At 67.6% G+C, this 19405-nt stretch carries 19 protein-coding genes and 3 tRNA genes; 15 read left to right on the top strand and 7 right to left on the bottom strand.

The features are described 5' to 3' along the window. Positions 1-68 precede the first annotated feature (68 nt). The 8 genes from HUW46_RS17700 to HUW46_RS17665 all read left to right on the top strand — a co-directional run bounded on the left by HUW46_RS17700 (position 69) and on the right by HUW46_RS17665 (position 6185). The gene (locus tag HUW46_RS17700; protein ID WP_215548314.1) at positions 69-698 is read left to right on the top strand and encodes a dienelactone hydrolase family protein; all 630 of its coding nucleotides are present in this window, start codon (positions 69-71) and stop codon (positions 696-698) included. A gap of 18 nt (positions 699-716) precedes the next feature. Further along, positions 717-2702 (top strand): acetoacetate--CoA ligase, encoded by a 1986-nt coding sequence (locus HUW46_RS17695; protein ID WP_215548313.1) that lies wholly within the window; start codon positions 717-719, stop codon positions 2700-2702. 80 nt (positions 2703-2782) lie between these two features. Next, positions 2783-4459, top strand: coding sequence for a phosphatidylglycerol lysyltransferase domain-containing protein (locus HUW46_RS17690; RefSeq protein ID WP_442860980.1), 1677 nt, complete (start codon positions 2783-2785; stop codon positions 4457-4459). 69 nt (positions 4460-4528) lie between these two features. Beyond that, positions 4529-4617 (top strand) — tRNA-Ser (locus tag HUW46_RS17685). Between the two features lie 58 nt (positions 4618-4675). Then, positions 4676-4748: transfer RNA gene (locus tag HUW46_RS17680), tRNA-Arg, on the top strand. Positions 4749-4869: 121 nt separating this feature from the next. Continuing rightward, positions 4870-5241 (top strand): type II toxin-antitoxin system RelE/ParE family toxin, encoded by a 372-nt coding sequence (locus HUW46_RS17675; protein ID WP_215548311.1) that lies wholly within the window; start codon positions 4870-4872, stop codon positions 5239-5241. Further along, positions 5234-5596, top strand: coding sequence for an XRE family transcriptional regulator (locus HUW46_RS17670; RefSeq protein ID WP_215548310.1), 363 nt, complete (start codon positions 5234-5236; stop codon positions 5594-5596). Before HUW46_RS17675 ends, HUW46_RS17670 begins: the two co-directional genes overlap by 8 nt. 58 nt (positions 5597-5654) lie before the next feature. Next, positions 5655-6185 carry a hypothetical protein gene (locus HUW46_RS17665; protein ID WP_215548309.1) on the top strand — a complete coding sequence of 177 codons (531 nt, stop codon included), beginning with the start codon at positions 5655-5657 and terminating at the stop codon, positions 6183-6185. A gap of 2 nt (positions 6186-6187) precedes the next feature. Here HUW46_RS17665 and HUW46_RS17660 read toward each other — a convergent pair whose 3' ends face one another. The 3 genes from HUW46_RS17660 to HUW46_RS17650 form a co-directional block, all read right to left on the bottom strand. Next, complete coding sequence (locus HUW46_RS17660) at positions 6188-6883, bottom strand: DUF5710 domain-containing protein (protein ID WP_215548308.1); 696 nt, start codon at positions 6881-6883, stop codon at positions 6188-6190. Between the two features lie 10 nt (positions 6884-6893). Then, positions 6894-7694: an alpha/beta fold hydrolase gene (locus HUW46_RS17655; RefSeq protein ID WP_215548307.1), complete on the bottom strand. Its 801-nt coding sequence runs from the start codon at positions 7692-7694 to the stop codon at positions 6894-6896. A gap of 485 nt (positions 7695-8179) precedes the next feature. Then, on the bottom strand, positions 8180-8542 hold the full coding sequence (locus HUW46_RS17650; protein WP_215548306.1) for a hypothetical protein: 363 nt from the start codon (positions 8540-8542) through the stop codon (positions 8180-8182). Between the two features lie 964 nt (positions 8543-9506). On the opposite strand from HUW46_RS17650, the gene HUW46_RS48355 reads away from it, so the two are divergent. Continuing rightward, complete coding sequence (locus HUW46_RS48355; protein WP_254126283.1) at positions 9507-9818, top strand: hypothetical protein; 312 nt, start codon at positions 9507-9509, stop codon at positions 9816-9818. A gap of 419 nt (positions 9819-10237) precedes the next feature. Here the strand turns inward: HUW46_RS48355 and HUW46_RS17640 are convergent, their stop codons facing one another. Then, positions 10238-10894 (bottom strand): TetR/AcrR family transcriptional regulator, encoded by a 657-nt coding sequence (locus HUW46_RS17640; RefSeq protein ID WP_215548305.1) that lies wholly within the window; start codon positions 10892-10894, stop codon positions 10238-10240. Positions 10895-10951: 57 nt separating this feature from the next. Between HUW46_RS17640 and HUW46_RS17635 the strand changes: the two genes are divergently transcribed. The 6 genes from HUW46_RS17635 to HUW46_RS17610 all read left to right on the top strand — a co-directional run bounded on the left by HUW46_RS17635 (position 10952) and on the right by HUW46_RS17610 (position 17100). Beyond that, complete coding sequence (locus HUW46_RS17635) at positions 10952-11518, top strand: putative glycolipid-binding domain-containing protein (RefSeq protein ID WP_215548304.1); 567 nt, start codon at positions 10952-10954, stop codon at positions 11516-11518. A gap of 17 nt (positions 11519-11535) precedes the next feature. Beyond that, positions 11536-12171, top strand: coding sequence for a TetR/AcrR family transcriptional regulator C-terminal domain-containing protein (locus tag HUW46_RS17630; protein WP_215548303.1), 636 nt, complete (start codon positions 11536-11538; stop codon positions 12169-12171). A 56-nt stretch (positions 12172-12227) separates the two neighbouring features. Further along, a tRNA-Glu gene (locus tag HUW46_RS17625) sits at positions 12228-12299 on the top strand. Between the two features lies 1 nt (position 12300). Then, entirely contained in the window at positions 12301-13359 is a 1059-nt protein-coding gene (locus tag HUW46_RS17620; protein WP_254126281.1) for an ABC transporter substrate-binding protein, read from the top strand. Positions 13360-13561: 202 nt separating this feature from the next. Continuing rightward, a complete protein-coding gene (locus HUW46_RS17615) occupies positions 13562-15517 on the top strand; it encodes a hypothetical protein (RefSeq protein ID WP_254126620.1) in 1956 nt (651 codons plus the stop codon). Beyond that, positions 15514-17100: a hypothetical protein gene (locus HUW46_RS17610; RefSeq protein ID WP_215548301.1), complete on the top strand. Its 1587-nt coding sequence runs from the start codon at positions 15514-15516 to the stop codon at positions 17098-17100. The genes HUW46_RS17615 and HUW46_RS17610 overlap by 4 nt, the downstream gene beginning before the upstream one ends. A 388-nt stretch (positions 17101-17488) precedes the next feature. On the opposite strand, the gene HUW46_RS17605 is transcribed toward HUW46_RS17610, so the two are convergent. The 3 genes from HUW46_RS17605 to HUW46_RS17595 all read right to left on the bottom strand — a co-directional run bounded on the left by HUW46_RS17605 (position 17489) and on the right by HUW46_RS17595 (position 19381). Then, positions 17489-18358 (bottom strand): alpha/beta fold hydrolase, encoded by an 870-nt coding sequence (locus tag HUW46_RS17605; RefSeq protein ID WP_215548300.1) that lies wholly within the window; start codon positions 18356-18358, stop codon positions 17489-17491. Positions 18359-18403: 45 nt separating this feature from the next. Then, positions 18404-18721, bottom strand: coding sequence for a DMT family transporter (locus tag HUW46_RS17600; protein ID WP_215548299.1), 318 nt, complete (start codon positions 18719-18721; stop codon positions 18404-18406). An 81-nt stretch (positions 18722-18802) separates the two neighbouring features. Then, positions 18803-19381 carry a TetR/AcrR family transcriptional regulator gene (locus HUW46_RS17595; protein WP_215548298.1) on the bottom strand — a complete coding sequence of 193 codons (579 nt, stop codon included), beginning with the start codon at positions 19379-19381 and terminating at the stop codon, positions 18803-18805. Positions 19382-19405: the final 24 nt, after the last annotated feature.

The raw sequence follows: 19405 nt of genomic DNA, 5'->3' as shown, positions 1-19405 counted from the left end.
ACTTTCGTCGTGAACCTTCGTGAGCCGAACGCCTTCTCCTGTTCACTCCGCGGTGGTTGAGTGTGTACATGACGCAGACGCACACCGATGACTACGAGCGTTCGGACGGCCGCGCGATCCGCCTGACCTACGCCGAGCCCGATGGCTCGGTTCGTGGTGGTCTCGTCGTGCTGCACGAGGGCAACGGCGTGACCGATGGCGTCCGGCTACTCGTCGCGAGCCTCGCCGCCGAGGGCTGGCTTGCCGTCACCCCGCACTTCTCCGGCGAAAACCTGACCCGCGACGACGTGCTCGGCGCGACGGACATCACGCTCGCCTGGCTCGTCGACCACGGTGTGCAGGCCGATCTGCTCGGCGTGGTCGGCTTCGACCTCGGCGGCACGGCCGCGCTCGTGGTGGCCTCCAACCGCAGGCTCGGCGCCGCGGTGAGCGTCGGCGGCCAGGCCGCGGGCGAGCTTCCGGTGCTCGTCGACATCGCGGGCAAGCTCACCAGCCCGTGGCTCGGCATCTATGGCGACGCCGGTGACGAGATCGGCGGCGAAGAGGTCGAGCAGCTGCGCGAGGCCGCGGCGCATTCCGGCGCGGTGACGAACGTGGTGCGCTACCCCGGGGCCAACCACCGGTTCGACGCGGATCCCGAAGCCGCCGTGGAAGCCTGGCAGCGCACGCTGAACTGGTTCGACGCGCACTTGCGGTAACCGGGTTAGGGTCAGCGCATGGCCGAATCTGGTGACATCCCCGAAGTGCTCTGGAAGCCGTCTCGCGAGCACGTTGCCGATACCCGGATCGAAGCGTTCCGCGCGTGGCTCGCCACCGAGCGCGACGTGAAGGTCGACGGATACGACGAGCTGTGGCGCTTCTCGACCGAAGACCTCGACGGGTTCTGGGGCGCGGTCACCGAGTTCTTCGGCGTGCGCTGGCACGAACGGCCGAGCGAGGTGCTCGCGGACAGGTCGATGCCGGGCGCGAAGTGGTTCCCCGGCGGCACCTTGAACTACGCCGAGCACGCGCTGACATCCGATGTCGCGGGCGCGGCGAAGGCCGACGACGAGCTGGCCCTGATCTTCCACCGCGAAGACGGGGTGGCGGGCGAAGTGACCTACGGCGAACTGCGCGCGCGGGTCGCGGCCGCGCGCGCCGCGCTGGCCGAACTCGGTGTGGGCAAAGGGGATCGGGTCGTCGCGCTCGCGCCCAACTGCCCGCAAACCCTCGTCGCGTTCCTCGCCGCCGCGAGCCTCGGCGCGATCTGGTCCTCGTGCTCACCGGACTTCGGGGTGCGCGCGGTGTCCGACCGGTTCGCCCAGATCGAGCCGAAGGTGCTCGTCGCCGTCAACGGTTACGTCTACAATGGACGGTCATTCGACGTGCGGCCGACCGTGCGGAAACTGGCCGAGGAGATCGAAACCGTCGAGGCGACGCTGCTGATCGACTACGTCGGCGGCGGCACGTTCGACGGCGCACTGGACTGGGACGAGACGCTCGCGAAGCACGACGGCGCCGAGCTGGCGTTCGAGCCGGTGCCGTTCGATCACCCGCTGTGGGTGCTCTACTCCTCGGGCACCACGGGCCTGCCGAAGGGGATCGTGCACGGGCACGGCGGCATCATCGCCGAGCACCTCAAGGCGATCGGCCTGCAGTACGACCTCGGGCCGGGCGACCGGTTCTTCTGGTTCACCACCACCGGCTGGATGATGTGGAACTTCCTCGTCTCCGGCCTGCTCGTCGGCACCACCGTGGTGCTGTTCGACGGCAGCCCCGGCCACCCCGATCTCGGCGTGCTGTGGAAGCTCGCCGAACAGCACCGCGTGAGCTACTTCGGCACGTCGGCGCCGTTCGTCCAGAGCTGCCTCAAGGCGCACCTGCGGCCCGCGGCCCAGTACGACCTGACCGCGCTGCGGGCGATCGGCTCGACCGGTTCCCCGTTGAGCCAGGAGGGGTTCCGCTGGCTCGTCGACGAGGTCGGGGCCTCGGTGCAGATCTGCTCGGTGTCCGGCGGCACCGATCTGTGCACCGCGTTCGTCGGCTCGGCGCCGGACGTCCCGGTGTGGATCGGCGAGCTGTCCTGCCGGAGCCTCGGCACCGCTGCCGCGTCGTACGACGAAGCGGGGAAGCCGGTCGTCGAGGAGGTCGGCGAGCTGGTGATCACCGCGCCGATGCCGTCCATGCCGGTGTTCTTCTGGCACGACGAAGACGGTTCGCGGCTGCGGGAGGCCTACTTCGAGGACTTCCCCGGTGTCTGGCGGCACGGCGACTGGATCAAGATCACCACGCGGGGCTCCGCCGTCATCTACGGCCGCAGCGACTCGACGTTGAACCGGGGCGGGGTCCGGATGGGCACCGCGGAGTTCTACCGCGTCGTCGAGGGGTACGACGAGGTGGCGGATTCGCTGGTCATCGATACCTCCAGCGCGGCGAACCCGGACGGCGAGCTGCTGTGCTTCCTCGTGCTCGCCGAAGGCGTAACGCTCGACGAGATCGAACCCGTCTTACGGAGGGAGCTTCGCGGCGCGCTGTCGCCACGACACGTACCCGATCGGTTCGTGGTGGTGGCTGAGGTTCCGCGCACGCTCAACGGTAAAAAGTGTGAGGTACCGGTTAAGAAGATCCTGTCCGGGGTAGCACCCGAACGGGCCGTGAGCAGGGACGCGCTGGCGAATCCCGCCTCATTGGCGCCGTTCGTCGAGCTGGCGCCGCCGGGATAGTCACACAGGGGAATTGCGGGGCGGATGATCTTGCTGAAGTACAGGTGAGCGGGGAGGCGAGGACTGAGCTGCGCTGGGCACTGACCGGAAAGGTGCCCGTGCTGGTCATCACGTGGGTCACCAGGCTGGCCGGCCTGGCGGCCGTGGTTTCGGTGCTCGTTCCCGCCGGGCGGCGGGGCCTGCGCGGCCACGTCGCCGAATGGCTGGAGCTGCCGCAGGACGCGACGACGGCGGCGGCCGCGGTGGTGCTGGTCACCGGCGTGCTGCTGGTGCTGCTCGCGGCGGGCCTGCGGCGGCGCAAGCGGCGGGCGTGGCAGCTCGCGGTGGCCGCGTGCGTGCTGCTTTCGGTGTCGCACCTCGGCCTCAAGCATTCCGCCGGCGCGGGATTCGTCACCGTCGGCCTGCTGGTGGCCCTGCTGCTCACGCGGCGGCACTTCGTGGCGCTGCCCGACCCGGTGACGGGCCGCTGGCGCGCGGTACGGGTGTTCGTCCAGCTCCTGCTGGCCGGGCTGGTGATCAACTTCGTGCTGCTGGCCGCGTCGTCGAACTCGGTCGTCGAGCCGATGTCGTTCCGCGACAAGCTGGCCCATTCCGCGCTCGCGCTCACCGGGGTGAGCGGGCCCGCGGTGTTCCACCAGGACTGGCTGGACACGCTGACCGCGGCCGTCGGCCTGCTGTTCGGGCTCGGCGCGGTCCTGGTCGCCGCGTACTTCCTGCTGCGCTCCGCCGAGCCGACCCCGAATCTGCCGGAGGAGGACGTCGAACGGCTGCGCGAGCTGATCGACGCGCACGGCGAACGGGACTCGCTGGGCTACTTCGCGCTGCGCCCCGACAAGTTCGCGGTGTTCTCGCGCTCGGGGAAGGCGGCGCTGACCTTCCGGCCGATCGCCGGGGTCGCGGTGTGCTCCGCCGACCCCCTCGGCGACAGCGAAGCGTGGCCGGGAGCCATCGAGGAGTACCTGGAGGTCTGCCGACGGCACGGCTGGGTGCCCGCCGTGCTGGGCTGCTCCGAACTGGGCGCCACGGTGTGGGCGCGCTTCGGCCTGGACGTACTGGAAATCGGCGACGAAGCGATCGTCGACACCGAGGCCTTCACCCTGGACGGGCGCGTCATGCGGGGCGTCCGCCAGGCCGTCTCGCGGACGAAGCGCGCCGGGTACAAGGTGCTCGTGCGGAAGGCCGAGGAGCTGACGCACGAGGAGATGTCCGAGCTGGCCGCGCTGGCGGCGAACTGGCGCGGCACCGACACCGAACGCGGCTTCGCGATGGCGCTCGGGAGGATGGGGGACACCGGCTCGGTGCTGGTCACCGCCGAGCAGGGCGGGCGCGTGCGCGGCCTGCTCCAGTTCGTGCCGTGGGGCGAGCAGGGGCTCTCGCTGGATGTGATGCGCCGCGACCGCTCCGCGGACAACGGCGTGAACGAGCTGATGATCTCGGAGCTGCTCATCGCGGCGCGCGAGCATGGGATTCGTCACGTTTCGCTCAACTTCGCCGCCTTCCGCGCCGTGCTCGAACAGGGCAGGCGCATCGGCGCGGGCCCGGTCGCGCGCCTGACCGCGAACGTCATCGGCTTCTTTTCGAAGTGGATCCAGATCGAAACCCTGTACCGCTTCAACGCCAAGTTCCAGCCACGCTGGCTGCCGCGCTACCTGGTGTACCCCGGCGTGCGCGAGCTGCCGAGGGTCGGCCTCGCCGTCTTCGAAGCCGAAGGCCTCGGCGGACGCTCTCCGCGCCTGCTCAAGGTGCTGCACCGGTGATCGAGGGGGGTGCTTTGCCCGGTCCGGAAGACCCTGTGTAATCTGTCTCGGCAGTGGTCGTTGGGCCTGGGAGGCTTCGCCTAGTCTGGTCTATGGCGCCGCACTGCTAATGCGGTTGGGGGTAACCCCCCTCCCGGGTTCAAATCCCGGAGCCTCCGCCGGTGCTCGACTCGCTCGAGCACCACCGCCGATCCCGATCGGCGACAACTGAACACTGCGCCCGTAGCTCAACGGATAGAGCATCTGACTACGGATCAGAAGGTTAGGGGTTCGAATCCCTTCGGGCGCGCGTCTGGTTGAGACAGCAAGACCACGAAACCCCCTGGCAACAGGGGGTTTCGTGCTGTCTGGCCTCGCTAGGACTGGGTGAACGCCTGGCAAAACTATAACCTAGATGTTATAGTTGCATCATGGCCTGGGAGATCCAGCTGCACCCCGAGGTGACCGCCTGGTTCCTGGAGTTGGTTCAAGAGGATCCGGACAGCGCGGATCTGGTGGAACACGCAATCGATCTCCTCGCGGAGGAAGGGCCTTCGCTCGGAAGGCCGCTGGCGGACCGCATCAAGGGCTCGCGCATCCACAACATGAAGGAACTTCGGCCAGCGTCGACGGGGACATCGGAGGTTCGCATACTTTTCGTGTTCGATCCTCGACGCTGCGCGGCCCTCCTTGTCGCGGGAAACAAGGAAGGGCAGTGGGAAAAATGGTATCGAAAAGCGATACCACTAGCTGAAGAACGATACGAGGCGCATACCGCCGCAGCGGAGGTCGACGATGGCTGATTGGAAGGACGTAAAGGCGCGAAAGCGCGAGATCGATCAGGAAGCTGACCGTGACCTGCAGGCGGCGCGGTCCGAAGCCAGTGCGCGTACTCACGCATACGTACTTGGGTACCGGTTGAGCGAATTGCGCGAACGCGTAGGGCTGAGCCAGACGCAGGTCGCTGAACGCATGGGGGTCAAGCAACCGCGCGTGAGTGCCATCGAAAAGGGTGACCCCGCCCAGATGGAGGTCGAAACCCTGCAGCGCTACATCGCTGCTCTGGGCGGAAGATTGCGCGTGGTCGCCGGGTTTGGTGATCACGAAGAGATCGTGTCGATCAGCGCGGTCGATCGGGACGAGTACGCATCGGCTTGACCGCTGGCGAGCCGGTTGCTGGGGACCGATCCCGGACGAGCGCGGTGACAATCCGGGGATGCGGATTTCGCTGCTGACACTCGCCGTGGTCGTTGCCATCGGGCTGGGCGCGGTCGCGGCTGTCTCGATTTTGATCGGGTTCGCGGAGCAGCGCGCGGCCGACAACACCTATGTCGTCCAGTTTTCCCATCCCGGTGCCGAATGCGGCTCGGGTGCGCAGGCCTTCGACGTGGCCACCGGTGACGCCCTGTCCTGCGCGCTGCACGGTGTCGGGGCGGGGGACGCCAGGGCGCGGTTTCCCGGGTTCACCGACGAGCAGAACGACCAGGTGGCCGGGCTCGCCAAGGATCTCGGCGCGGACGGGGTGTCCGCTGCCGAGCAGCAGCGGATCCAGCAGCTGGTGGACAAGTTCGCCGCGACGGTGCCGGAGGCCGCCCGCCCGCACTACGACGAGGGCGTTTCGCTGGGACCGTTGTGGGGCGCCGGGTTGGCCTGGACCGGCGTCGGCGTCGTCGTGGTCTGCGTGCTGGCCTGTTTTGCGATCCTGCGTTCCACCGCTGTCCGGCAATGGGTGCGTCGCGGCGGGTGAACTTAGCGACGGAGTTCCTGCTCGGCGATACCGCCGCGCCGGTCCGCTTCGGGTGGCGTGGCGAGGGTGATGCCCGCGTCGGTGAGCATCGTCAGGTCCAGCGACCACGAGAGCCGCGACCGCCGCCGCCACACGGCGAACGCCTCCCGGACGTGTTCGTGCGCAGCGGCCGCGTTCAGGCCGGTCACCGCTCGCAGGTGGTCGAACGCGGCCGCTTCCTGCCCGCGGACTTGGGCGAGGCCGTAGTGGGTGGTGCGGTGGCAGTCGCCGCACAGCAGGATCAACCGCCGCAGCGTCTGGGTTCGCGTGGGCCGGTCGTACGACCAGCGTTCGTGCGCCTCCAACCAGCGTTGCGTGTCACGGTCCTCGCCGCGCCCGCAGATCTCGCAGCGCTGCCGGGCGCGGGCGACCAGCATCCGGCGCAGCCGTTCCCAGTCCTGGACCGAAACGCAGTAGCGCACGTTGGTGAACCAGCACGAACTCGGGACGAGATCGACGAACAGGCCCGACCCGAACGCGCGATCCTCACCCGGCAACAGATCGGGCACATCCGGGCGCGCCGCCCACCGCGCCAGCCCCGCCATCCCCGGCCTCGGCGCGTACCAGCGCTTCGCCGCGGGATCCCACCGCGCGCCGAGCGCCTTCGCCTCGTCCTTTTCCGGAAACGGCACGTCCAGCCAAGTACGTTGCTGCGTCACGAAACTCCCCTCACCGAATCAGTTCGGCGAGGGTATCCGCGACGAGTTTCGGGGCGAAGTTCTGCAGCCCGTGTCCGGCACCCGGCAGCGTCCGGACGTGGCCGTCGCGGGCGTGTTCGCGAACGAGTGCCGCGTCGGTGTCGTCCGACAGGGCGAACACGGCCGGGTCCGCCCGCAGCAGTGTGACCGGGCCGCGCACTCGGCTCAGCCAGGTCGCGATGTGGTCGAGGCCGCGGTAGGTCTCGCGGGTGTGGTCGGCGGTCGCGTCGAGGAAAGCGGGGTCGTGCCGGTGCAGTGCGGCCGCCATCCGCCGCAGGTAGGGGTGGTCGTGGCCGAGCATTTCGGCCATGGTCCGGTCGCCGGCGGGCTCGTTGCCGAGCAGTGCCAGCAGTTCCGGTTCCGGGCGGCCGCACCAGTTCCGCCAGGTGCGCATGCGGTCGCCGGTGCGCTCGAACAGCGCCAGCATGCTGGGCAGCGCCAGCGGCGTGTCCCCGATGACGAGCCCCCGCGCCAGCTCGGGATGCCTGCCCGCCAGGGCCACCGCGACCTGTCCGCCGTAGGAATGGCCGTACCACCAGGCAGGGCTGGTGAGGTTCGCGCTCGCCCACGCGGCGATTTCGTCGGCGGCGTCTTCGAGGGCGTAGCGCCCTGTCCACGAGGAGTCGCCGTGGCCCGGCAGGTCGACGCCCCACCAGCGCACTTCCGGTGGTAGCTGCTCGAACAGCTCCGTGCCCAGCTCCCAGCTACCCGAGCCGCCGTGCAGGAAAACGAGTTCTTCTCCGGTGCCGCCGCCGGACTGTCCGTTGATCACCAGCTTGCCCCCAGTTCTGTCGCAACTACGGGACAACCTTGACATAAAATTGTGCCGAGTACAAGATTAGACCCCATTGCGAAGTCGTGACTACGCAGGGCCGAGCAGTGACTGGTCCTTTTGGGGATCAGAACGTGTCTCTCCACTCGGGCCGAACAAGTTTGTCAGAAGGTTTGCGTCACTGATTCGTATGCGGAGATCGGCTGGGCGCTGGTGAACGGGGGCGCGGGCGTGCGAAGGCTAGTCTCCTATTTCGCGCTCAGCTCATGTGCTGGCTTCTGAGGTCATCGAGCCCGATAATTCGTGCGGTCCACACGTGCAGATATCGAACCACTGTCGCAAATCTCGCTGAAGTGTCGATCGCTAGTGGCAAGCTCAGTGCAGCATGATCGCTGCAGCGATAGCAACGGGTTGACGGAAAAGATTGACGGGGGAGCTGCCGTTTGGGCTGGCCCCGCCGCCAATGCCGAGGAGGAGTCGGATTGCTACTTCTCACGCGGGTTTAGCAAGAACAATGCCAGCACAACGACAAGGATGGTCGAGACGCTGGCGAGACCGATCACCCAGCCAGGAGCCGCGGCGATGGCGAGAACCGCAGCTACCGCAACACCTGTTACCGCAGCGATCATTACTCGCATTGCCGCCCCCACGGAGCTACCGAACTTGCCTTCCGCGGGAGCTTCTGCCGTCAGCTGTACCCGCCCCCTGACACCGTGCGGACCGCCCATGGCGAGCTCGCCAGCCGCATCGATCTTGAACCGTTCGCCTTCGCGTGGGCACGCATGCGTCCCACGGTCTGAGGGAAGCCCGTTCAGTTCCGTTCGTTTGGCCACCTCATCAGCCGCCATGGTTGGTGTCCTGCCTTTCCTTCTGAATCATTGAACGAGCAGGCCGACCCATCGTCATCCGCCCTGCTCTCGAAACATGTTGGCCAAGCGGGAACACCTCGTCGCCGGCCTGAGCGGAGCTTACCACCCGTATGCGCAAGAACCAGTCGAGAACCGTACGTGTGATGCAAGAAGACTGAATAACGCGCGTACTGTTTTTATCTGACGTGCCGTGCATCGGCGATGAGCTCGCTTCGTCCGAGTGTGATCGCCAGGGGTGGGCCATGGCGTACTGGTCGACTTTCAAGACCGGGACGTATGCGATTCAGGACATGAATAAGACTCATGTAAGTCACTTGTTCAGCTGGTTTTGCCTTTATGATCGCGGATAGCTAGAAGATTGCGCAGGCGTGATCGGCACCCCTGCGTGCGCTCGGTGTCGCTTCTCCGGCCGCCTTCCCTTGCTGTCGGCTACGCACAGTGTCCAACGGAACGCGTAGAGTGCTCGATTACTGACGGTGTGCGATAGTCCAACCCGTATGGGGCAGTGGTAGCAAGTTAGGATGTAGTCATGTCAGCTATCAGTCAGTGTTGAATCACAGCTACAGTGCAGGTTTTGACTGTATTTTGACTTGACAAGTGACGGGTGTAGGACGTTAGATGTAGCTACTGAGAAGTCAACGAGGCGAAGCTGGCGTCGCAAGTTGATCTTCGTGGTGGTCGATACTGACTGATAATCGAATAACAGGCAAGCTAGGACTTGAGTGTCCATCGAGTGGAAGCGATCAGCCTGGTGCATGGTCGACGGGCACCCAGGCGTCGAGCGCCTTTCTTTGCTGACTGCGGCAAAGTTATCGAGGTTGCTTTCCGGGCGGTCCATCCCTTTCGTGATAGATGATCGGGGCGTCTTGTCGGGAGGGTGAATTCTCAAGGAGTTCGATGACTCTGGGGAAGTCGTCGATTCCGTCAATGAAAGGTAGCGGATATGAGTCGTCGTGGAGTGGTGCAGGATGATATTGCCGAGCGAGCCGGTGCGGATTCTGGCACTGTCAAGCAACCTCCGGAAAATAAAGGAGGAGGTGGTGGAGGTCTTGAACGAGTAACCGTGAATCTTGCCCCTCGTGCATCACGCGCTCTCGAAAAGGCGACTGGATTGACCGGCGACAGCAAGACGGATACCATTAACCGTGCACTTCAAGTGTATGCTTACTTAGAAGAAGTCTGGAGCAATGGTGGTCAGGTTCTCACTAGGAAGAATGTTGATAGCAATGAAGTAACAGTTCTTCAATTCTTTTAAGTTCATATTCATAGTTCATATTATATTTAAATGCACAATTGCTCGTTTAGGTATAGTGGTTGATGGACTGAACTCTTGTTCTGGCTCTTAATGTGCTGGAAAGAGGAGTATTGTTAGGATAAGTGTCGTGTGATCTTGCTCTTAGGCCGGGGTGAGGTTGGTTCCGACATCTTATGGGTTGTAATCTCAGGGCAACCCCATGGGTCGATTTCAGCGAAGTGCCTTAACTTCGACTGACACCAGTTTTTCAACGTCGCATCGCGCCGTCGAATACCTTTCATGCGTCCATCTTCGCTGATCTTAGAGGAAAACTTTCTAACGAAACGCCTACAGTAGGAGGCCCCTGTCGACGGACGGGGGCCTTCGTTTATCTTCAACTGTCTTGCGACGTTGTGTTGTCGTGTGCTTCAACCCATTGGTTAGCGGCGGCGCTTCGCCAGTCCGGTGTGGACGAGGCCGCGGGCGAGGAGGTCGAAGGCGGCGTCCGCTTCGGCGGCGGCGGTTTCGTGCACGTCCGCCGCGCGCTCGCCGGCGAGCATGCGCTCGGTGTTGCGCCAGCCCAGTGCCTGCAGGGTCGCCACCACCTGGCGCGCGGCGAGGTAGGGCACGATGTCGTCCTCGGCGGTGCCCAGTGCTTCGGCGAAAGCGGCGGTCAGGGTCGCTTCCTGGTTCGTGGACTGCGCGCTTACCCGCATGAGGAGCGTGGGCGTGGCGAACACCATCTTGGTGAAGGCGAGGAACTGCTCGCTGTCGGAGAGGCCCGTGCTCGGGTCGTGCGCGGCGAGCGCGGCGAGGAAGTGCTCGCGCAACGCTTCGAGCGGGGCCTGTTTCGCCGGCCTGTCGGTGATCACGCGCGCGTATTCATCGGCGTGGTCGGCGATGTGGTGCATGACGAGGTCTTCCTTGGCGGGGAAGTAGTTGAAGACCGTCATCTTCGACACGTCCGCCGCTTCGGCGATCTCGGCGACCGAGACGTTGTCGAAACCGGAGTCCAGGAACATCCGCAGCGCGACGCCCGCCACCGTTTCCCGCGTGCGCAACTTCTTGCGCTCGCGCAGTCCCAGTTTTTCCGTCACCCGCCGAGCTTAACAGCCAGTCTTGTTAGGACGACATCGTTCTGGAAGCCTCCCCGCATGGGGTTCTCTTCTCTTCCGCCCACCGCGGCGTGGCGGCACCAGGGTCTTCGCGACGGTTTCGAAGTCGTCTACTTCCACCCGCTCGACGAGGGCTGGCGCTTCAAGGGGTGCACCACGGCGGTCGAGGACGGGCAGACCTGGATCGTCGACTACGTGATCACCGTCGACGCGAACTGGGCGACGCGGCGAGCGCACGTTCGCGGGCGCGCCAAAGGCCAGTCCGAGACGCGGATGCTCGAAGCGGACGGGAAAGGCCGCTGGACCGTCGACGGCGTGCCCGCGCCGGAGCTCGACGGCTGCCTCGACGTGGACCTGGAATCCTCCGCGGTGACGAACGCGCTGCCGGTGCACCGCCTCGGCCTCGCCGACGGCGCGTCGGCCGAAGCTCCCGCCGCCTACGTCCGCGCGCTGGACCTGGGTGTGACATCGCTCGCGCAGACCTACCGCGCCGACGGGCTCGGCTACGACTACCGCGCGCCCGCGTTCGACTTCGAGACCCGCCTCAGCTACGACGAATCGGGTCTCGTGCTGGACTATCCCGGGATCGCCGTGCGCGCCGCGTGACGAGTAGGGTCGGGCGGATGGAAGGCCGCAAGCCCCGGCTCGACCAGCACCGCATCACCGAAGCCGCCGTCGAACTGCTGGACGAGGTCGGCCTCGCCGAGCTGAGCACGCGCAGGCTGGCCGCGAAGCTCGGAGTCCAGTCGCCGACGCTGTACTGGCACGTGAAGAACAAGGCCGAGCTGCTGGACCTGGTGGCGGAGGCGATCTGCGCGGACGCCTTCGACATCGACGAGAGCGCACCGTGGCGCGAGCAGCTCGCGAGCGGGCTCCGCCAGTTCCGCGCGCTCGTTCTCACCCACCGGGACGCCGCCACGCTGCTGCGGGAACGGCCGCCGGTGGGACCGAACCGGCTCGGGCATGTCGAGACCACGGTCCGGATCCTGCTCGGCGCCGGGTTTTCCGCCGACGAGACCGCGGGCATCTCCCGCCTGCTCGCCGCGCACGTGCTCACCTCCGTCGCCGACGGCGAGCCGGATCCCGCGGAGACCAAGGCGTTCACCGACCGGCTCGCCGACTACCCCTGTCTGTCCACTGTGGCCCCCGCGTTCGGCAGGCTTTCCGACGAAGATCTGTTCGAACTCGGTGTCAAGGTCATTTTGGACGGATTGGCCGCGGCGCGGGAAAAGCGCTTGAACCGCGCCGACGCCGTCTGATCTCATGCGCGATGCCGCCGGTTTTCCGATTCAGGCCTGAGAAGGTCGGCGGTCCAGGCGCGTCGGTCCAGCGGTACGGACACCGGGTTCTCGGCCCGGAGGCGCGGGTTCGATCCCCGCACGCGTTGCGTGAGTACGTCATCCTCCGATCCGGTCCGGATCGGCGCGCTCGTTCCGCTGACCAAGCCCGGCTGGGTCGAGGCGGGCCGGAACCTGCTCGCCGGGCTCGAACTGGCCGCGTCGGAGGTCAACGACACCGGCGGGATCGCCGGACGGCCACTGGAGCTGGTGGTCCGGGACACCGCGGCCGATCCGCGGCGGGCCGTGGCGGCCGTCGACGAACTGGCCCGGCTCGGCGTGGCCGCCTTGGCGGGGGAGTACCACAGCGTGGTCGCTCGCGCCGCCGCCACCAGGGCCGACGTTCTCGGCCTGCCGTTCCTCTGCTCGTCGGCGGTGCTCGACGCGCTCACCGACCAGCCGACGGAGTGGGTCGCGCGCCTCGCCCCGGCGCAGTCCCACGGCTGGCGGATCTACGCGGACTTCCTCCTCGGCGCGGGCCACCGCCGGATCGCGGTCGCGGCCCAGCCGAGCGTCTACTGGGCGTCCGGGACGCGAATCCTGCGGGAGCACCTCGCGCCGCGCGGCGGCACCGTCATCGAACTCGAGCTGGGCGAGCCCGCGGTCGTGTGTGACGAACTCGTCGGCACTCGTGCGACAGCGCTCCTGCTTCTCGTCGGCCATCCGGACCCGGCGCTGTCCCTCGTCCGGTCGGTCCGCCAGGACCCGCGCCTGGCCGGGACCATGATCGGCGCCCCCGCCGGGCAACCGGAGTTCGGCGAATGGGGTGCGGGGATCCCGTTTCTGCGCTATCTGCCCGAGATCCTCGAGCCGGTCGGCGCACGCGTCGAGAACGCACTTCGCGAACGGTTGGGTGGAGTGCCCTCCTTCGTCGCGTTCGAGGGCTATGACACGATCACCGTCCTCGCCTCCATACTGCGTTCGCACGGCGCGGACCGGGCTCGTATCGCCGAATCCTGGGCGCACGTCGAGGTCGAAGGAACCCGCGGGCGAATCCGGTTCTCGCGCGCGCCTGGCATCGGCGTCCGGCAATGGACCTGGGCGCCGGTCCAGGTCGCCGAGCGCGACGCGGCGGAACCCGGTCGCTTTCGGATTCGCCACCGCGGCTGAGATTCCTGGTCGCTTTGCTCAAGAACCGGCATCGATTTGCCAAATGACGACTCGCCCGTCCAGCCCATCGCTAGCCTGTTCCGGGGCATCGCCGAGGGGGCATCGCCGCATCGGGGAAGCCGGACGTCCGTGAACGGAACTCGAGTGGCCGCTGACCTGCGCGGGGCCGCTCAAGCCTGCGAAGGAGCGGCGAGTGGACGGTATGGAGAGCCTGCGGCACGCGATCATGACGGTGCCCATTCCTGGTGCGCCACCGCGGCTCTCCCACCACGGCGCCGCGGTCGGCTTGGCGCTACTGGACGCGTCGCTGCGGCTCAACCACGTGCGCAGGCTCACCGAGCGGCTCACCCTCGTCGAGCACGGAGCCGCACGGCGGGTGACCGAGGTCGACGTCTCGTTGCGCCTGCTCGACGAGGGTCAGCGCGACGCCACGGCCGGGCTGCAGGGCCTCATCGGCAAGGAGCACGGTGAACGCGACAGCGGCAGCACGTTGTGGGTGCCGATCGCGCGGCTGCCGCGCCGCGACGTGTCGGCGGTGGACGTCTACGGCGCGTCGGGGGAGAAGCTGCCTCGGCTGAGCCAGCTCGAAACCTCGCGGCTGGTCGCGTCCGGTCTCTACCGGCTGCTGCGCGGCATCCTGGCCAGCGACGAGCACGCGCAGTCGCCGAAGCAGGATCTCAGCGGGTTCCTCTTCCGCTGGCACGAGCCGCGCTGGCTGGTGCAGCGGTCGCTCGTCACGCTGCTGACCGAGCGGGACCACCCGGCGGAGCCGTTCACGCTCCCGCCGTCGGAGGGCACGGTTCCCGGGTACGGCAAGCAGTGCCGGGACATGGCGCTGAAGATCCTCGACGACTACGGCCACCTGCTCGTCGAATACGCGGAGCTGCTGACCGCGGCGGTGCGCGACTACCTGCTGGTGGTCGGCGTGGACGACACTGTGGACGAACACCGGCTGCGTTACGAAACCCCGTTGCACGTCAACGAAATCCCGCAGACCCGGTTCCCGAGGCTGACCGAGCAGTGGAAGCGGCTGCGCGCCGGGCACCGCGGCTACTTCGCGCAGTACGAGACCTCGATCCCGGCGACGCTCAAGTCGTACCATCTGGTGGTGGGCACCGCGCCCGAGGTGGACGTGGCGCGCATGTTCCTGTCCACCGACGCCGATCACCTGCAGACCGAGAACATCGCCGCGGACCTGAAGTCGATCGCCGCGAAGCTCGAAGCGTCGCCTGCCGAGCCGAGCCTGCGCAAACTGCTGGAACTGCAGGTGCAGACGGTGTTGCGGACGCTGGCCGAGCTGATGCGCCGCCGCCGGTGGGAGGCGGACCAGTCCGGGGTGGCGGTGGCGATGGACGAGATGCCGGCGTGCGGGCAGCTCGTGAGCGCGGCCGTGACCGGCGAGGGCGTGCGCGTCCAGACGAACGACGTGGACAACGCCCTGCTGCGGCATCCGTCGGTGACCACGGAGAACCTGCGCGCCGCGGCCGAGGAGATCATCGACTGCCAGCTCGGCGACGATCTGGTGCTGGTCGGCAGGTTCCCCGATAACGAGGCGCAGGCGTACTGGCGCCGCTCGGGCACCGGTGACGTGCGCGGCGACCAGGTGCGGGTGAAGGCGGGCCTGGTGCTCAAGGACTCGACGGAATCGGGGCCCCGCAACGTGATGCTGTACGCCATCGCGGTGGCGGCGATCTCCTACGCGCTGGGCTGGCTGCTGGTGGGCAGCCCGTGGCTGTACGGGCGCGCGGCGACGCAGAAGCTCGGGCATGTCTCGGATGGACAGTCGGTGATCACGATGTTGTTGCTGGTGCCGGGATTTCTCTACTCCCGGCTCGCGGTGACGCCGAGACGGTCGGTCGCCTCCTACCTGCGCACGCTGCCACTGGTCTTCGGGCAACTGTCCATTGTGGGCGCTGCCGCGTTCGCGGCCACGATCGCGACCTCCAGCAGGGGCGAGGTGGTGCAGGTGTTCCTGACCATCGCCGTGGTGCTGCCGGTGCTCGCCGCGCTCCTGCTGCTGCGGCAGCGGGCGTGGCACGAGTCGACGATCCCGTTGAACCGGATCGGCGTGCCGCGGTGGGCTGGCAACGGCCAGGACCGCGGCAAGGGCCTGCTGCCGGTGAACGTGTGCTTCGATTCGACGAGGGGAACGCGATGAACCGGCGCCTGCCGACCCGCAACGTCGCCGATCTCGCCCGCGCGGGCTTCGAGATCGCGCGCCAGCCACTGACCAAAGTGGACTTCGAAGTGCACCACATCGCGGACCGGGCGGGGTATCTGCGCCAGCTCGCCAGGCTCGGGCAGGAGCGCGGCGAGGCGGACGCGGTGTTCCTGGAAACGCTGTCCTCCGGCGCGAACGGCGGTGGCGTGGCGATCGGCACGCACACGCGCAACCCGGTGGAGAGCGTCGCCGCGCTCGAACAACGCGACGGGCAGAACCGGCCCGCGCGCCCGGAACAGGATGACGGCGGCTGGATCTTCCACCAGACCGCGTGGCCGAACCCCACCTTCATCTACGAATCCGCCCGTACCTTCGAAGGCCTCATCGCGATCGACCTCGAACCGTCGGAACTGACCAAATGGCACGGAAAATCGGTGCGGAACCTGATGCAGGCGGTGTCCGAGGCCGCCGCGAACTTGGCCGGCGCGCCGCTGCTGACCCTGCAGTGCCCCGCCCAGCTCCCGCCGAGCGTGAAGACCCGCAACCACGACCTGCGGACCCGCAAGGAACTGCCGTCGGTGTGCTCGGCGCCCGCGATCCGCTTTTCGATCGCGTTGAACGATTCGTCGGCGGAGCGGCGGTTCCTGCTGTCCGACCGCATCCGCCAGCTGTGCGACGAACGCGGCTACGGGTTCTGGATCGCCGACACCCGGCCCGCGCACCGGCCTGGCAACTGGTTCGAGGTGTGCCGCCCGGCGAAGACGCGGACGATCCCGCCCGAGGACAGCGCCACCGTCACCACCTGCCTGCCGGTGACCTGCGCCGGGCCAGCCCGCGTCGGGTCGACGCACGCGATCGTCCGGTTCCTGCGGCGGTATCCCGGTGTCGGCGTGGTGAGCTGCTCGGGCACCTCGCTCGCCGACGTCGCGTTCGTCCACTTGCAACTGTCCATTGACGACGCCGTGGCGGACGTGTCGGCGGAGCGGGTCAACAAGATCCTGCTGAAGCTGTCGACGGAAAACTCGGCGCAGGCGAGGCCGCGCGAGTTCCTGCGCGATCTCTTCGGCAGGCTCGGGCTCCGCGCCGATCGGCGCGACCGGGGCCAGCCGAGACAGACGGATCCGGCGAGCGACTACCAGACCTTCGTCGGCCCGGCGTTCGACTACCGCCGCCCCAGCGCGTTCGACTGGGTCGGCCTGTGGTTTTCGTGGCAGATCGCCCGGAAAGCCGACGGGCTGGCTGGCCCGATCGAATGCCTGTACCGCGCGCTGGAACGCGTGGTGCCCTCGGTGGCGCTGGCCGGAGTGCCGCCGCGCCCGCTGAGCGAGGTTGCCTCGACGGAGTACCTGGTGTGCCGCGCGACCGAGCAGTCGGTGGTGCGGGGCAAGGGAAAGCTCGCGGTGCCGAGGCCGGTGCTGGCGCAGTTCGGCAGCAACGGCACGGAAGCACCGGTGTCCGAACTGTGCGTCGCGCTGGAGGAAGCGTGGCGCTCGGAGCTGGCGATGTCGAACATCACCGGGCTGAGCGAACTGACCGTCGCGTGGCGCGAATCCTGGCTGGGCCACTACACGATCACGTGAGCGAGCTGGACGGGCCCCGGCTTTCGAAGCCCCCAGGTGTACGAGAATGCCCTTTCGTACGCCTAGGGGAGCCCCCGATTTCAACATTACCTTGTGGCACCGACATTTCTTGGTGCGCGCGATCTTCGGCGCGAAGGTTCACGCCCCGAAGGTGGCTTTCGGGGACCTGAGCGCCCCGAAAGCCACCTTCGGGGCACGAACCTCGCCACGCTGAACGCCGCGAAGGGTGAGAATGTGTCGCTAGACGCCCCGAAGGCCACCTTCGGGGCATCAGCCGGGATGGGGACCCCCGATTTCAACGTTACCGCGTAGCACCGACAGTTCGATGCGAGGCGCCCCCGGTTCCCAAATTACCGGTGGGCAGTGACAGTTCTGGTGGGGAGCGCGTTTACGAGGAGGCGCGGTCCGCGGTGCGGGTGATGCCGTCGATCAGGCGTGGCCAGATTTCGCGCGGCATGTCGTGGCCCATGCCGGGCACGAGGTCGAGTTCGGCGCCGGGGATGGCGCGCGCCGTCGCCCTGCCGCCGGACCGGTGGACCAGCGGGTCGCGCGTGCCGTGGATCACGAGCGCGGGGATCCGGAGCTTGCGCAGGCCGGGCGTGCGGTCTCCGGCGGAGAGGATGGCCGAAATGTGGCGCGCGGTGCCCGCGGCGTTGAGACCGCGGTCGAACGACCGGTGCGCGCGGGCGCGCAGGCGCGGTTCGTCGAACGGGAAGCCGGGCGAGCCGATCGTGCGGAACGTCCGCAGCAGCGATTCGGCGTAGCCGTCGCGGTCCTTCGGCGGCGCGGCGAGCATCGACGGGATGACCTTCGGGTGCGGCAGCCCGACACGGCGGGAGCCGGTGGTCGACATGATCGAGGTCAGCGACAGCACGCGGCCGGGGTGCCGGATCGCCAGCGACTGGCCGATCATGCCGCCCATCGAGATCCCCGCGATGTGCGCGGCGGGCACGTCGAGCGCTTGCAGGAGCCCCGCGGCGTCGTCGGCCATTTCGGTGAGCGGGTACGGCGATGACCGCAGCAGATAGGACTTCACCAGCGAGGACCTGCCGTGCAGCGCGGTGGACCTGCCGGTGTCGCGGTTGTCGAACCGGATGACGAAGAAGCCCCGCCCGGCGAGCTGCTCGCAGAATTCGTCGTCCCACCAGGTCATCTGCCCGGCGAGGCCCATCACCAGCAGCAGCGGCCGCGCGCCGCGTTCGCCGAAGGTCTCGTAGCAGAGGTCGATCCCGCCGACCCGCACCAGCTGTTCGGTCATGGTGGACACGCTAACGACGCCGGTCGCCGTGGCAAATAACGAAGGTCACGCGCCGAGTTCCAGCGCGAGCACGCCACCCACGACGAGCACGAGCCCGCCAGCCTGGACGAGCGTGAGCCGGTCGTCGAACGCGGTCGCGCCGATGACCGCCACCAGCGCCACCCCGGCCGCAGCCCAGGTGCCGTACGCGACGCCGAGGTTCAGCCCGCGTTTGAGCGCGAACGACAGCAGCACGTAGGCGCCGACCACGCCGAGCACGGCCACCACGGAGGGCACGAGCTTGGTGAACCCGTCGGAGAACCGGGTCGCCACCGTGCCGGTCACCTCGGTCAGGATCGCGCCGAGGAGGAAGAGGTACGCCATCCGAGAGCACTCCCGCCAGAAACTTGGACATCTGTTCAACAACGAGCGTAGCAAGGTATTTGAACAGATGTCCAACAAGAATCAGGCCAGGTGCAGGGTGTGGCGCAGGATGGCGACGACGTCGCGTTCGGCGGGCGGATCGTCTTCCAGCAGCAAGGACGCGCAGAGCCCGTCCGCCGTGGACACCAGCGCGCGGACGACCAGGTCGTCGTCCGTGTACCGCCGGGCGATCGCGGCCACCGTTTCCCGCCACCGGCGGGCGACCGGCCGCAGCGCGGGACGCCGCACCGCGAGCAGGCTCAGCTCCTGTTCGGCCAGCGAGCGCAGCCGTCCCGGCCCCGAGCAGTCGGCGATCACGTGCGCCAGGCTCTCGAGCTGGTCCCGGCCGCTGTCGATGATCTCGCGGAGCTGGCGGATGTACTCCTCGACCGTCTCGGTCAACGCGGCGACCAGCAGATCGTCGAGCGTGGCGAAATAGTAGGTCGCGGAGCTGGCGGGGACACCCGCCTCGCGCGCGACCGCCCGGTGGGTGACACCGGAGACGCCGTCGCGCTCGATGACGTGGAGCGTCGCGGCGATGATCTCGGCGCGACGCCGCTCGCCCCTGATCCGGCGCCCGTCCGGCTCCTCGTCACCTTCGACGGTCGCGGGCCTGTTCACGGCTCCGAGGGTACCGGTTAAGCG

Source organism: Amycolatopsis sp. CA-230715, assembly GCF_018736145.1.
Classification (GTDB): Bacteria; Actinomycetota; Actinomycetes; order Mycobacteriales; family Pseudonocardiaceae; genus Amycolatopsis.
Note: the sequence above shows the minus strand (reverse complement) of the source record. Positions and strands in the feature narration are given on the sequence as shown.